This is a genomic window from Streptomyces sp. YIM 130001, assembly GCF_003574445.1.
Lineage (GTDB): Bacteria > Actinomycetota > Actinomycetes > Streptomycetales > Streptomycetaceae > Streptomyces.
Genome location: NZ_KZ984564.1, coordinates 58,457 through 72,542 on the forward strand (window position 1 = coordinate 58,457; position 14,086 = coordinate 72,542).

Genomic DNA, 14,086 nt, shown 5'->3' on the forward strand with positions numbered 1-14,086 from the left:
TCGTTCAGCCGATCTTCGCGTTTCTGGTGACGGTCACTTGGTCGATGTCCGAGGTACGGACGGTGACGGAGAACTGCCAGTCGCCGCCCATCGGGACCTGCACTCCGCTCGCCGACCAGTGTCCCGTGGTGATGTGCTCCGGGGTGACCGGCAGCGGCCCGATGTCCTTGGCCTTCAAGGTGAGGGACACCTTGATCTCCGGTACGTCGAACGGCTTGCCGCCCGGGGTGTCGGCGAAGAGGTGCAGGTCGTTGTTGCCGGTCCTGCCCGGGGTGAGCTCGAGTCGGACGGTGCCGCGGCCGTTCTCGCCGCCGGTGTCGAAGGGCAGCTCGAGGTTCGTCGGTCCCGACTGCTCGCTGCTCGACGCGGACTGCTGCCGGTTGCTGGCCTCCTCCTCCGTACGCCCCGGCTCGACGCCGGTCAGCACGGTGGTCACGGCCAGGACCGCCACGGCGACGGCTGCCTCGGCGAGCACCGTGCGGCGCAGGCCGAGCCGTTCGGGGTCGCCGTCACGGCGCCGCTTGTCGGCCGCGGCCTCGACGGCGGCACGCTGCCTGGCCAACTGAGCCTCGCGGGCGCGCGTGCCGGGCCCGGAGCGATCGCTCTTGCCGGTCCCCTTCCCCGTACGCTCGCCGCCGCCCCCTGCGGCATCCGGCGCCTCGGTGTCCTCGGCGGGCTCGGTGTTCGTGCCCTCGTCCGTGGTCACCGAGAGCCGCGCCGTCCAGCGGCGGGATATCCGAGCCATCCCCACCAGGACCGCGATCAGACCGATCTTGATGAGCAGCAGCTGGCCGTACCAGGTGCCGGTGAGCGCCGACCAGGAACCGACCTGCCGCCAGGACTGGTAGACGCCGGTGACCGCCAGCGCCACCACCGACCAGAAGGCGACCGACGAGAAGCGCAGTACCGCCGGGCGTGGAACCGCGGGCGCCCGGTACAGCGCGACGAGCAGCGCCGCGAGCCCGCCGAGCCAGAGCGCGACGGCCAGCAGGTGCACGACGTCCATCGGCATCGCCAGCGCGGTCTGGATGCCCGTCGAGGCGTGCTCGGCGAGTGCCCAGGTCGCGGCCAGGCCGATCGCGACGACCGCACCGCCGATGCCGAGCCCGAACCCGAGATCCCTGCGCTCGTCCGCGTCCCGCGGTGCACGACCGGAACCCGCCTTCTCGGCGCCCGGTTCCCCGTCCGGCGCTCCCCCGTCGCCCTCGTCCCGTCGCGCGTACGCCCCGAAGAGCACCGCCACGAAAAGCGCGGCCGCGGCGAGCAGCAGCAACCGGGAGACCAGCGCGGCCCCCGTCTTCGTACTGAGTACGTCCCCGAGGCTGCCCAGGTCGAACACGTCGCCGAGCTTCCCCGAGCCGGTGTAGGAACCGCGCAGCAGCAGCATCGCCAGGGTGGACGCGGTCAACGCCAGCCACCCGCCGACCACCAGCCGCTGCAGCGGCCGCAGTCCGGCACCCCGCGGCCAGCAGATCAGCAGGAACGCCGCCCCGCCGACCAGGACCGCGAACCCCGCGTACGCCACATACCGGGCCGCCCCGTAGAGCGTGCCGACGACACCGCCGCCCGCCTCCGTGTCGGGCAGCGCCACGGAGGTGTCCGAAGCAGCCCCGATGGAGAAGGTGAAGGCCCCCGAGACCGGATGGCTGTCGGCGGAAACCGCCTGCCAGGCGACGGTGTAGGTGCCGTCCGGAAGGCCGGGCTTCAGGGCGGTCGCGTACCTGACGTCCGAACCGCTGCTGAGATCGGAGATGGTCCCCTTGTCGGCCCGCTTGCCCGCGGGGTCGAGGACCCGGATCGACCCCTTGGACAGCGCGACCTTCTCCGAGAAGCTGAGCTCCACCTGCTCCGGAGCCTGCTCGACCACCGAGCCCTGCTTCGGATCGCTCCCGGTCAGCGCGGCATGCGCGTCGGCGGGCGCGGCCCAGACGAGGAGCGAGCCGAGCGTCACGACGAGCAGCAGCAGGAGTTGCCCGGTGCGCGGCACGGCCGTGATCGTGCGCGAGGCGGTTCTGCTCGATTCCCACGCCGCCGCACGCGGGGCGGTCCTGGTCGGTTTCAACACCGTGGATCCCTCTCTGGAACGGACGGTTCCGCACCGGGGTACAGCCGGGTCCGGTGCGGCGCCCGCTGCCGCGGCTGCGGAACGCCTCACCAGGTCCTCGGGGAGCCTCACTCGGCCTTCGGGTTGTACGTCGCTTCCTTCACCTCGAGGTGGGTCTCGACCGTGCCGGACTCGGCGAACTTCAGGCGGAGCGAGACCTTCTGGCCGAGCTTCGGCTTCTTCTCGAGCTCGAGGAACATCAGATGGTTGCCGCCCCGCTGCAGGCGCAGCTCGCCGTCCGCCGGCACCTCGAGCGACTCGACGTGCTTCATCTTCTGGTCGACGGTCTCGTGGATCTGCACCTCGCCGGCGATGTCGCTGGTCGCGGAGAGGAGCTTGTCCGGTGCGGCGCCGCCGTTCTTCACGGTGAGGAACCCGCCGGCCATGTGATCGCTCGCGGGTACGGGCAGATAGCCGTCGGAGACCGTCAGTTCGGGCTTGGCGGCGTCCGAGTCCCCGCCGCCCGAGTCGGAGCCGCAGCCGACGAGCAGCAGTCCCGCCGAGAGCGCGAGCCCTCCGGCGAGCAGACGCCGCGGAACCCGCCAATCCGAGTGGTGCTTGGTCACGGCTTGGCTCCCTCGGCGAGCTTGGGCAGGTCCTTGGCGTAGTCATCGGCGCTCGTGGTCTCGCCGTTGTAGAAGACGTAGCCCTCGTCGGTCTTCGGCGAGAAGGCCATGACCTGCTTGCCGTGGGTCGAGGTGATCGAGCCGTCCTTCTCCTTGACCGGCTTGTCGATGGAGATGCCGAGCGTGCGGGCGCCCGCCTGGATGGTCGGGAAGTCGCCGGTCAGACCGATGAAGGAAGGATCCTGCCCCTTGAGCCACTTGCCGAGCTCCTTGGGGGTGTCCCGCTCGGGGTCGCTGCTGATCATGATCACCTGCAGCTGCTTGCGGACGTCGGCGGGTACGTCCTTCAGGGCGAGAGCGAGGTTGCTCATCGTCAGCGGGCAGACGTCGGGGCAGTTGGTGTAGCCGAAGTAGACGAGCGTCGGCTTGCCCTTGGTCCGCTCGATCAGGTCGAACTCCTTGCCGTTCGTGTCCGTGAGGATCATGTCGGGCTTCTTGAAGGGAGTGTCGAGCACGGTCGCGGCCTTGGTCTCCTTCTCGGCGGAGACCTCCGCGGTGGGCTTGTCCTTGTCGTCTCCTGCGCTGCTGCAGGCGGACAGCGTCAGGGCGGCGGCGCTGAGCAGGGCGGCGGCGATCACACGGTTCTTGCGCATACGAAAATGTCCCAGATGTGGTCGATCCGTTCCGCGCCGGGGCCGGTCAGCGGCCCCGGCGCGGAACGGCTGAAGTCAGCTGCTGGTGCGGCGGCGGCCGGCGAGGACACCGAAGGCGACGCCGGCGGCGCCCACGACGATGCCGACGATGCCGAGGACCCGGGCGGTGTTGTCCGAGGAGTCCGCGGATTCGGCGGCGTTCTCGTCGCCGTCCTTGTCGTCCTTGTCCGCGGCGGCCGCCTTGCTGTCGTCGCCGTGGCTGTCGTCGGCGTCCTCGAGCTCGAGGACCGGGGCCGGGTGCTCGGGCTCGGCGGCACCCTCCTTGGGCTCCTCGATCCAGCGCACGACCTCCTTGTCGTCGTAGCTCTGGACGGCCTTGAACACCAATTGGTCGGCGTTCTCGGGCAGCGCGCCGATCGAGACCGGGAACTGCTGGAACTCGCCGGTCTTCACGCCGTCCCCGTCCGCGGTCCAGGTGACCTTGGAGACGGCCTCGTCGATCTTCGAACCGTGCACCTCGAGCGGCTTGTCGAGCTTCGACTTGGTGACCTTGATGTCCCAGCCGGGTACCGGCTGCGGCATCACGGAGGCGAGCGGGTGGTCGGTCGGGAAGCTGACCTCGAGCTTGTTCGTGGCGGCCTTGTCGCTCTCGTTCGGCACCTTGAAGTTGACGGTGGCGTAACCGCCCTTGGCGGCCTCGCCCTCGGGCTGCACGCTGACGTGCGCGAAGGCGGTACCGGACAGGGCGAGCACGGCGGTGGCCGCGACGGCCGGCACGGCGATCAGGCGGGTCATCCGGCGGGCGGGGGCAACAGTGGTCTTGGGCATGGCGAACACTCCGCTTTCAGCAGTGAGGTTGAGGGGGTGCGCGTGGACGCGCGCGCGTGCGACGCGGCACCCCGGACCTCCTGCGGTGGGGATGCGCGTCAGGCAGCGAGAGCGAGGACGTCCCGGGCGGGCCGGCAGGCGCCGGTCAGCGGGGAGGGTCCGGAGGGCGCGGGCGGCCCGCGCCTGATCACCGTGTCCGCGAGCGTCTCCGTACGGGGCGTCGGTGCGGAGCGCGGCGCGGTGGGCGGCGAGAGTGCCAGCGCGTCGGCGTCCGGCACCGGCCCGCGGACGAGGGCCCGTACGAGCGCGAGTGCGGCACACAGTGCGCGGACCGGCGCACCGTGCGTGAGGCCGTCCCTGGACACCGCGGACAGTTCCACGAGCCGGAGCAGGGCCAGGTCGCCGCGGCGCAGCAGCCAGCCCGCGGCGAGCGCCGCGAGCAAGTGGCCGAGCAGCATGGGTACGTCGGGCAGCAGCCCCGTACCGCCGGATTCCACGGCCGGTTCGGGCGAGGCGCCCATGGCCATGCTGTGGTGGTGTTCGTGGCCGGTGGGCGGGGTGTCCGGATTCATGCCGGCGACGGTGAGGATGCGCCGCGCCTCGGCGGGGTTCATCACCGCGGCCCCGGCGCCGCACACCAGTTTCGAGGCCCGCTGGATCAGCGAGGCATCGGCCGGGGGCCAGCCCTGTGCCGCCGCGGCCGCACCATGCTGCCCGGCCCCGAACACCACATGCAGCGCGAGCTGCCCGGCGGCGAGTGCGGCGGCGATGCCGGGCAGTGAACGCGCCCGTCCGGCGAACGGCACGACGAGGCCGAGCGAGGCCAGGAACCCGACACCCACGGTCCACAGCGGCACCGTGTGCGAGGAGGCGAGTGCGTGCCCCCCTGCGGACAGCACGACGCAGACCGCGGCGAACACCACGGCCCTCATCAACCGGAGACCGGCTCCGGCCCGCTGCTCGAACGCGTGGGGGGCAGGCATGACGCCTCATCATCGCACTGGGCCCACCCTGCGGGTACGGCAGGTCCACAAGGTCCGGAACATCACGTTCAGGCATACGAGGCGTCCCATACCGGACAACGACCGGCTTCGCCCGCACGTCCCCGCACGCCCCGACCGCCCCTCCGGCACCCCGCGCACCGGCCGACTTACACCCCCATCGCCGGCCCGCGCATCCGCCGTATGGGCGGTATCACGTCAACTCCGGGCTTACACAAGGGCGATCACGGACATACGTATCGGTATGTCGAGTCGGGCCGGGAGGCTGGAGCATGAGCATCTGGTGGTCTCTCCAACTACGGCGTGAAGCCGAGAGTGTTCCGCTCGCGCGCCGGCTCCTGCGGGGCGCGATGGACACGGCAGGCGTGGATCCGGACATCTCCTACGACCTGTCGGTGGCCCTCAGCGAGGCCTGCGCCAACGCCGTCGAGCACGGCGGTCCCACCACGTCCGGCACCGTCCGCGCCGCCTCCCGCTCGTACCGCGTCACCGCCTACCTCGACGGCGAGATGTGCCGTATCGAGGTGGCCGATTCAGGACCCGGCTTCCCCTCTGCGGACCGCCGCACTCCGCCTGCCTCCCCGGCTTCCGCCGACGCCGAGCACGGCCGCGGCCTCTGTCTGATCGAGGAGATCGCCGACCACGTCTCCTTCGGCAACAGTCCGGGCACCGGCGGCGCGGTCGTCAGCTTCGACAAGATCCTCAAGTGGCGTGACGGGGCCCTGCTCCAGACGGTCTGAATACCGCCGGCCGGTATTCACCGCCGGACGAACGAACGATGGCCGGGCAACCCCGAGGGTGCCCGGCCATCGGCCCTGCTGCGGTCGCTGCGTCGGCAGCCGGTCGGTCAGCCCTTGAGCTCGGCCATCCACGCCTCGACGTCGGCCGAGCGGCGCGGCAGTCCGTCGGACAGGTTCCGGTTGCCGTCCTCGGTGACCAGGATGTCGTCCTCGATACGGACACCGATGCCGCGGTACTCCTCGGGCACGGTGAGGTCGTCCGCCTGGAAGTAGAGGCCCGGCTCGACGGTCAGGCACATGCCCGGCTCGAGCGTGCCCGCGACATACGTCTCGGTGCGCGCGGCGGCGCAGTCGTGGACGTCGAGACCGAGCATGTGGCCGGTGCCGTGCAGGGTCCAGCGACGCTGCAGGCCGAGCTCCAGGACCCGCTCGACCGGGCCCTCGACGAGGCCCCACTCGACCAGCTTCTCGGCGAGCACCCGCTGCGCGGCGTCGTGGAAGTCGCGGTACTTGGCTCCCGGCTTGACCGCCGCGATGCCGGCCTCCTGGGCCTCGTACACGGCGTCGTAGATCTTGCGCTGCAGGTCGCCGAACCGGCCGTTGATCGGCAGGGTGCGGGTCACGTCGGCGGTGTAGAGCTCGTTCGTCTCCACGCCGGCGTCGAGCAGGAGGAGGTCGCCGGAGCGGACCGGTCCGTCGTTGCGCACCCAGTGCAGGGTGGTGGCGTGCGGGCCCGCGGCGCAGATCGAGCCGTAGCCGACGTCGTTGCCCTCGACGCGGGCGCGCAGGAAGAAGGTGCCCTCGATGTACCGCTCGCTGGTGGCCTCGGCCTTGTCCAGGACGCGGACGACGTCCTCGAAGCCGCGCGCGGTGGACGCGCAGGCCTGCTCGAGCTGGGTGATCTCGAAGGCGTCCTTGACGAGGCGCGCCTCGGAGAGGAAGACCCGCAGCTCCTCGTCGCGCTCGGCGGTGACCTTGTCGGCCAGCGCCTGCTCGATGCCGGCGTCGTGGCCGCGCACGACCCGGACCGGACCGGTGGCCTCGGCGAGCGCGGCGGGCAGCTCGCGCACATCGGATGCGGGGATGCCGTAGAGCTGCTCGGCCTCGGTGAGGGAGTGGCGGCGGCCCACCCACAGCTCGCCCTGGCCGTTCAGCCAGAACTCGCCGTTCTCCCGGTTGGAACGCGGCAGCAGATAGAGGGTGGCCGTGTGTCCCTCGGCGGCCGGCTCAAGGACGAGGACGCCGTCCTCGGTCTGATTGCCGGTCAGGTAGGCGTACTCGACCGATGCGCGGAACGGGTACTCCGTGTCGTTGGAACGGGTCCGCAGGTTGCCCGCCGGGACGACCAGGCGCTCGCCGGGGAAGCGGGCCGAGAGGTCCGCGCGGCGGCGCGCGGTGTGCTCGGCCTGCGCGACCGGCTCGAGGCCGTGCAGCTCCGTGTCCGCCCAGCCCGACTGCATGCTGGCCGCGAGCTCGTCGGAGACTCCCGGGTACAGGCCGTTCTTCCGCTGCTTGACCGGCTCTTCCTCGGACTCTTCCGCGCTCTGGGGGGTGAGCTCCTCGGCCACGTTGCCTCCTCGATACGACATAAGACCGCCCTCCATCGTATGTGTGAACGAACGACGGAGGGCGGCCTCGGGCGTGTGAGATTTCAGTCGAAACGGGCGGCCAGCAGGACCACGTCCTCCGCACTGTCCGCCCGGTCGAGCCCGTCGGGCAGCACGGTGTGCAGGACGTGGTCGACGATGCCCTCGGGATCGTCGCGCAGCGCGGCGGGCACACTCGCGGCGGCGGCGTGCAGTCGCGCGTACGCCCGGTCCATGGCGTCGCCGGTGCGGTGCAGCAACCCGTCCGTGCAGAGCAGCAGCGTCTCGCCGGGATTGAGGATCAGGTCGACGCTCGGCGCCTCCCAGCAGGCCAGCATGCCGAGCGGCGCCGAGAGGGACGTCTCCGCGAACTCGGTCCTGCGGTTCCCGAGCACCAGCGGCGGGATGTGCCCCGCACCCGCGATCACGATCTTCCGCAGTCGTGGCTCGCAGAACGCGAAGAGGGCGGTGGCGCTCCTGGCCGGCTCGGTCAGCCGGAGGAGCAGTTCGAGGTCGGACAGTACGGCGACCGGATCCTCGCCCTCCATCACGGCGTACGCGCGCAGGGACGCCCGCAGCCGTCCCATCGCCGCGACCGCGCTCGGTCCGGCACCGGTCACCGAGCCGACGGCGAGGCCGAGTGCGCCGTCGGGGAGCGGCAGTGCGTCGTACCAGTCGCCGCCGCCGCGCGGTCCTGTGCGATGCCGGGCGGCCATGCGGACGCCGGCGACGCGCGGCAGGCGGGCCGGAAGGAGCTCGTCGGCGATGGTGGCCATGGTGGTGCGGGCCCGCTCGAGTTCGACGAGTCGGGCCAGGTGTTCGCCGGCGGCGCGGAGATAGCGGCCGGCCAGGTGGCGGCGGCGCTCGGGGGGTTCGGCCGGTTCGTCGTACAGCCAGACGACGGCGCCGAGCCGGCCGGTGGCCTCGCCGGTGAGCGGCACCGTGTAGCTGGCCGCGTAACCGAGCCGGACGGCGACCTCGCGGTGGCGGGGGTCGAGGCCGTCCTCGGCGAGCAGGTCGGGGTGGGCGATCTCGCCGTCGCAGCCCGGCTGTCCGTCGAGGATGCGGCCGATCGCGGTGACGCCCCGGGGGACGGTCTCGATATGGCCGAGGTCGGCGTGCGCGAGGCCGAGTCCGACGGTGGTGTCCGGGCCGTGGCCGTCGGCGGGTTCGAGTACGAGCAGTCCGCGGCGGGCACCCACCAGTCCGGCGCCGGCGTCCAGGACTTCGCGCAGAGCGCTGAGCATGGTGGTCGTACGCGCGAGACGTTCCGTCAGTTCGTGCAGTGTGGTGAGGTCGGAGACCCAGCCGGCGAGCCTGTCCTGAATGACGGCCGAGGGGGCGGGCGCGGGCGCGACAGTGTGCGCGGGGGGTGGAACCGTTGAATCGATTCCAGCCACTTTCCCCAGCTTCGGGGTAGTCATGGCGTCCGGCTTTCGGGCCGGTGCATATTGCTCGATAGCATCGCAAACCCCCTGTCATGCTGCGTCGCTAGCAATGCCTCCACATCTACACGGAGAGAAGAGGAGATGTCCAGCATTGTCCTGCTGGGATTCCTGGTGTCCAGGGGAAACAGGGGAGAAAATCAACATGGCTGAAAACTGACAGCAGTAAAGGCGAATTGCGGTCGACTGACCCTGCTCAACACGGCGTCACGGCGGTCGTGGCGGGTACGTAGTCGGTGTAGGACAGGGACAGTTGGGCCGTCCCGGAACCTGACGACGCACTCGGACGTCTTAACGGACAGCGACCGCGTCCCCCACTCTCCAGTGGCGAAAACGGCGGAGAACAGCGAGCACGCACACGGCGAACGCGCACGGCAGGTAAGCGCCAGGCACGCGCCACCCTCCGCCAGGCTTTAATGAAGCACAGCCAACGCTCGACTCCAAGAGGCTCCTCATGCCTCGGGCTCGGGGTGTGCAGCGCCGATCTTGTACGCACAGTGAACTGACGCACGCTTGGTGTGAAGTGGCCCTCGGCGTTCAACGGAAAGGAACGAGCGCTCATGCGCGAGATCCTCGGAAGGCGACGCAGGCTCCTGTCGAAGCGAAACGGTGGGCGCCCTGACCAGATCGGCGCGGCACTGGGTTTCGCCACGGCATGGAGATGGCCCGTACTCCCCGGCGTGGGCAGCGCCCAGTCCGGCACACCCGGCTGCGCCTGCCCGGACCCGGAGTGCCCGGTGCCGGGGGCGCACCCCTTCGACCCCGGCCTGCTGGCCGCGACGACCGACGAGCGCATGGTCCGCTGGTGGTGGACCAACCGTCCGGCAGCACCCATCGTGCTGGCCACCGGAGCGCCGGGACCGTGCGCGGTCAGCCTGCCGGCCGCATCGGCGGCCCACGCCCTGGCCCTGCTCGACAGCGGTGGTGCCCGGCTCGGCCCCGTCGTCGCGGCGCCGGACCGCTGGACGCTGTTCGTCGCTCCCTACTCGATGGCCCAGCTCGGGGAGCTGCTTTACGCCAAGGACTGGGTGCCCGGGTCGCTGCGCTTCCACAGCGAGGGCGGCTATGTCGTCCTGCCGCCGTCGCAGACGGCGAGCGGTGGGGTGCGCTGGGAGCGCGGGCCCGGTGTGGACGCCGGTGCGCGGGGAGCGAGTGCGCTGCCCCGTGGTGAAGCGCCGTGGCTGCCCCAGGTCGAGTCCGTCGTGGATGTCCTGGTGGAGACCCTCACTCGTACGGGTGTGAGCGCGCCCGAGTTCTAGACGGCTCGGGCGCGCGCCGCCCCGGCGGTGGCAGGGCGCGGCTACGTTCGGACTCATCCCTGGTCGTCGTACGGCAGTTGAGTCGGTGAGTCCCCTGAAACGAGTCGGCCCGGCGGTGCTGATGGGCGTCGCCGCGTTCGCTGTGCTGCTTCCCTTCGCTGTCGCATCGGCGGGGCCGTTCGCCGCGGCCGGGCGCGGGCGGGCCCCGGCGGACGCGACACATCCCGGGGATGCCCTGGGGCCGGTCGCGAGCTCCGGTGATCCGTCGGAGCGCCGCGATCCGGTGGGGGTGGGCGGCCGAGCCGAGCAGTGCGGGCCCGAACTGGCCTCGGCCGACGGAGTCGAGGCCCAGACCTGTGTGATCTCCCAGGCCGGCAGCGCCTGGGCCCGTACCTACTACCGCAATGCCACAGGTGACGTGCTGCGGGCCGTCCTGACGCTGATGGCGCCCGGCGGCCGCACGGTGCGCACGCATTGCCGGATCGTGACCGGCGACGAACCGGGGATCTGCGAGACGCCGCGTGAACCGGTGCGCGGTGGAGCCGGCACGGCAGTGGCGGAATTTGCGGGTGCACGCGACGATGGACCGCTGCTGCTGCGGTCGGGGAGTAACTCGCCCGGAACCGGAGGGCGTTGAGAAAAGCCGAGGTCGGGGCTCGAGGAGAGGCCGGTGTGCCGGCCCGGCTCCGGACATGAAAGCGCCCGGTCGCTGGCGACGGGGGATGCACCAGCGACCGGGCTACTTGAACGGTAACAAGAGATCGGCCGTTCGCAAATTCGATCTCGCCCGTCTCGAGCCGTATTCACCTGCGACTACGGCGAGTTGTGACTGGACTCATACCGTCCGGTCGCTCGCCGTCGCCCGGTGCCGATCTACGCCTCCGGAGCATGGGGCCGAACGGCTCGCACCGCGGGACATCCGGCCCTGCTCCGGTCGTACGCGCCGGGCTTACGGCGTGATCAGCTCAGGGTGACCTGGCGGTTGGTCAGCCCGCCGCGGGCCCGGCGCTCCTCCGCGGTGAGCGGTGCGTCGCTCGCCAGGGCCTCGGCCAGACGCTCGGCGAAGGCGGCGGCCGGCTTCTCGACGTCCTCGGCCGTCACCTCGCTCGGCAGGTCCCACACCGGGACCATCAGACCGTGGGCGCGGAACGAACCGACGAGACGGGTGCCTTCGCCGAGGCTCGAGCTCCCGGCCGCGTGCAGCCGGGCGAGCGCGTCGAGGAGCTGCTCCTCGGGGTGCGGCATGACCCAGCGCAGGTGGTTCTTGTCCGGGGTCTCGCACCAGTAGGCGGCCTCGACGGAGGCGAGCCTGCCGGTGGGGATGGCCGCCTCGTTGGCCCGCTCCAGAGAGGCGGAGACCTCCGCCGTGGCGTTCTCCGAGTCCGGGACCCAGAACTCGAATCCGCTGTGCACGACCGGCTCGAAGGGCGCGTCAGGGGCGAGCAGGTCCTGCAGCCGCGGGCCGTCCGCAGGGGCGCGGCGGCCGGAGACCGGATTACCCGGCTCGGTGTCGATCGCACGCTGCAGGACGTCCGCGAGGTCGCGGCTGAGGTCGCCCGACGAGGTGTCGTTCTGCAGGCCGACGAGTACCGAGCCGTCATCGCGGCGCAGCCCCGGCCAGGCCATCGGGAGCACCGTCGCGAGCGTCACGGCCGGTACGCCCTCGGGCAGTCCGTCCTTGAGGGTCAGGTCGACCGTCGCCGCGGGGACGAGCTCACGCAGCGCGACCCAGTCGCCCTCGCCGGACAGGCCCTCGAACGGGCGCTGGACCAGCTCGGTCACCGCATGTGCCGCCTCGCGGCCGTGACACGCCTTGTACCGGCGACCCGAACCGCACGGGCAGGGCTCACGGGCACCGACTACCGGGATCTCGCCCTCGGTGATCCGGGCCGCCGAGGGCGCGCCGGCACGCTGCTTGGCCTTGGACTGAGGGCGCTTCTTGGCCATGGTGGCTGTCTCCCGGTGACGTCATCCTGCGTACGGGCGCGAGCCTAGCCGCTCGGTCCGACAGCGCGGTCGCCAGAGGGGGACCGGCCACTTCCGGGTGAACGGGACGACGCCCTCCCGGATACCGCGGCGGGCACGGTCAGGCCAAGTCCTCGAAGGGGTCGGCGAAGTCGATGTCGACCGAGGCCAGTGAGCCGGGGCTCGCCAGGCGTGCGTCGAGGTCGGAGCGTACGTCCCCGCCCGCGAGGACGACCCAGACGGTCACCTCGCCGGGGGCGGTGTCCCGTACGCCCCAGTCGTCGGAGAGCGCGGTGATGATGTTCAGCCCGCGGCCGCCGCGTGCGGTGACCGAGGGAGTGGCTGGAACCGGACGGGTCGGACCACCGCCGTCCGTCACTTCGACCGTCAGCCTGCCGGCCGCGTCGACATGCCACGAGGCGCGAACGTCCCCGTCGCCGACAGCTGATGCGCCCAGTGGCCTGCCGTGTCGGCAGGCATTGCTGAGCAGTTCGGAAAGGATCAATACAGCGTCATCAACGACCGAATCAGACACGCCTTTCCTGCGCAATTGCGTACGCATGCGATGTCTTGCCTGGCCCACGCCCGCAGGGCCATGAGGTACGGCCATGCTTGACGACGCGGGCACCTCCTGTGCCACCACCAACGCCACCCCCGAGACCTCCTTTGCCCCACGCCACGGTGTGGATGCCCCACTGGGCAGGACCGGAAACCGGCCAATCGCCCTCTGGTGACGCACTCGTAACCATCGAACACGTACCGAACGCGCCGGTGCACTCTGCGTGTGTGACAGCAGGTGTGTGTGGGAGTCCGGTGTGCGGAAATCGTGCTCCACGCGCGCGTGAAGTGTGTCCGCCTGTCACCCTTTTCCGGGGTCCGTCAGATGCGGCGGAGTTTCCGGTGTCCTTCAGCGCCGGCCGAGCCGGCCGAGCACCGACCGCGGCCGGTTGGTGATGATCGCGTCGACGCCGAGTCGGGTGCACAGGTCGACGTCCTCCGGCTCGTTCACCGTCCACACGTGCACCTGATTCCCCGCGCGCTGCAGCTTCTCCACGTATCCGGGGTGATTGCGCAGGATGCGGATCCCGGGACCGGCGATGCGGACCCCGGGCGGCAGCCGTCCGTCACGGTGCCGCGGCGAGACGAACTGCATCAGATAGACGGTCGGCAGGGTCGGCGCCGCGGCACGGACCCGGTGCAGCGACCGGGCCGAGAAGCTCATCACCCGCACCGGCGACGGCCCGTCCTCGGGCGGCGCGTCCAGGCCGAACCGTTTGAGCAGGAGCAGCAGACGCTCCTCCACCTGACCCGCCCACCGGGTCGGGTGCTTGGTCTCGATGGCCAGCTCCACCGGGCGCCCTGCGTCCGAGACCAGCTCGAGCAGCCGCTCGAGCGTCAGCACGGAGGTGTCCTCCCAGTCGGGCGCCTCCGCGGCGTCGTCCGGTGCAGAGCCGGCGTGCCAGGAGCCGAAGTCGAGGGCCGCCAGATCGGCGAGCTCCAGGGCGGAGACGGCGCCACGGCCGTTTGACGTACGGTTGACGCGGCGGTCGTGCACACATACGAGATGACCGTCGGCGGTCAGCCGTACATCGCATTCCAGGGCGTCCGCGCCGTCTTCGATGGCCTTCTTGTACGCGGCGAGCGTGTGCTCGGGGGCGTCCTGAGAGGCACCGCGGTGGGCGACGACTTGGGGCGAGTGCGGCCCAGGTCCGGGAACCGGGGCCTGTGGTGCGGAAGTCACCGCGTCATCGTGCCACTTCGGGCGGTACGAACCGAGCGAAGGGCGCCGCCGCGGGTACGTGTATCGAGCGTCCGCCGGGTCAGTCGTACGCCCAGGTGCCGGATGCACAGGTGCGGCTTATGGTGCCCTGACGTCCGGTGGGAAAAGCTGATGGCAGACATTCGTAGACCTGGCATCCGTAGAACTGGGCCTTGACCG

The 14,086-nt window shown here is 71.1% G+C and carries 13 protein-coding genes; 3 read left to right on the forward strand and 10 right to left on the reverse strand.

What is annotated here, in order from left to right; all coding sequences use genetic code 11:
- Positions 1-4: 4 nt before the first annotated feature.
- The 5 genes from DSC45_RS26985 to DSC45_RS27005 all read right to left on the reverse strand — a co-directional run bounded on the left by DSC45_RS26985 (position 5) and on the right by DSC45_RS27005 (position 5,134).
- Complete coding sequence (locus tag DSC45_RS26985) at positions 5-1,987, reverse strand: copper resistance CopC/CopD family protein (protein WP_240434868.1); 1,983 nt, start codon at positions 1,985-1,987, stop codon at positions 5-7.
- A 185-nt stretch (positions 1,988-2,172) separates the two neighbouring features.
- Positions 2,173-2,670, reverse strand: coding sequence for a copper chaperone PCu(A)C (locus tag DSC45_RS26990; RefSeq protein ID WP_240434869.1), 498 nt, complete (start codon positions 2,668-2,670; stop codon positions 2,173-2,175).
- Positions 2,667-3,323 (reverse strand): SCO family protein, encoded by a 657-nt coding sequence (locus DSC45_RS26995; protein WP_119294575.1) that lies wholly within the window; start codon positions 3,321-3,323, stop codon positions 2,667-2,669. The genes DSC45_RS26990 and DSC45_RS26995 overlap by 4 nt, the downstream gene beginning before the upstream one ends.
- A 75-nt stretch (positions 3,324-3,398) precedes the next feature.
- Positions 3,399-4,151, reverse strand: coding sequence for a YcnI family copper-binding membrane protein (locus tag DSC45_RS27000; RefSeq protein WP_119294697.1), 753 nt, complete (start codon positions 4,149-4,151; stop codon positions 3,399-3,401).
- A gap of 98 nt (positions 4,152-4,249) precedes the next feature.
- Positions 4,250-5,134, reverse strand: a complete 885-nt coding sequence (locus DSC45_RS27005) for a hypothetical protein (RefSeq protein WP_119294576.1) — start codon at positions 5,132-5,134, stop codon at positions 4,250-4,252.
- Positions 5,135-5,424: 290 nt separating this feature from the next.
- Between DSC45_RS27005 and DSC45_RS27010 the strand changes: the two genes are divergently transcribed.
- Positions 5,425-5,892 carry an ATP-binding protein gene (locus tag DSC45_RS27010; RefSeq protein ID WP_119294577.1) on the forward strand — a complete coding sequence of 156 codons (468 nt, stop codon included), beginning with the start codon at positions 5,425-5,427 and terminating at the stop codon, positions 5,890-5,892.
- A 107-nt stretch (positions 5,893-5,999) separates the two neighbouring features.
- Here the strand turns inward: DSC45_RS27010 and DSC45_RS27015 are convergent, their stop codons facing one another.
- Together DSC45_RS27015 and DSC45_RS27020 are read right to left on the reverse strand one after the other, a co-directional pair.
- Positions 6,000-7,481: an aminopeptidase P family protein gene (locus DSC45_RS27015; protein WP_119294578.1), complete on the reverse strand. Its 1,482-nt coding sequence runs from the start codon at positions 7,479-7,481 to the stop codon at positions 6,000-6,002.
- Positions 7,482-7,543: 62 nt separating this feature from the next.
- Positions 7,544-8,902, reverse strand: coding sequence for a PP2C family protein-serine/threonine phosphatase (locus tag DSC45_RS27020; RefSeq protein ID WP_205571441.1), 1,359 nt, complete (start codon positions 8,900-8,902; stop codon positions 7,544-7,546).
- 581 nt (positions 8,903-9,483) lie between these two features.
- Between DSC45_RS27020 and DSC45_RS27025 the strand changes: the two genes are divergently transcribed.
- Together DSC45_RS27025 and DSC45_RS27030 are read left to right on the forward strand one after the other, a co-directional pair.
- Positions 9,484-10,182 carry a bifunctional DNA primase/polymerase gene (locus DSC45_RS27025; RefSeq protein WP_119294580.1) on the forward strand — a complete coding sequence of 233 codons (699 nt, stop codon included), beginning with the start codon at positions 9,484-9,486 and terminating at the stop codon, positions 10,180-10,182.
- 85 nt (positions 10,183-10,267) lie between these two features.
- Positions 10,268-10,819, forward strand: a complete 552-nt coding sequence (locus tag DSC45_RS27030; protein WP_240434870.1) for a hypothetical protein — start codon at positions 10,268-10,270, stop codon at positions 10,817-10,819.
- A gap of 323 nt (positions 10,820-11,142) precedes the next feature.
- Here the strand turns inward: DSC45_RS27030 and DSC45_RS27035 are convergent, their stop codons facing one another.
- From DSC45_RS27035 to DSC45_RS27045, 3 genes are all read right to left on the reverse strand, one after another.
- Positions 11,143-12,129 carry a DUF5926 family protein gene (locus DSC45_RS27035; RefSeq protein WP_119294581.1) on the reverse strand — a complete coding sequence of 329 codons (987 nt, stop codon included), beginning with the start codon at positions 12,127-12,129 and terminating at the stop codon, positions 11,143-11,145.
- 139 nt (positions 12,130-12,268) lie between these two features.
- Positions 12,269-12,886 carry an ATP-binding protein gene (locus DSC45_RS27040; protein ID WP_119294582.1) on the reverse strand — a complete coding sequence of 206 codons (618 nt, stop codon included), beginning with the start codon at positions 12,884-12,886 and terminating at the stop codon, positions 12,269-12,271.
- Positions 12,887-13,054: 168 nt separating this feature from the next.
- Positions 13,055-13,888: a glycerophosphodiester phosphodiesterase gene (locus DSC45_RS27045; RefSeq protein ID WP_119294583.1), complete on the reverse strand. Its 834-nt coding sequence runs from the start codon at positions 13,886-13,888 to the stop codon at positions 13,055-13,057.
- Positions 13,889-14,086 lie beyond the last annotated feature (198 nt).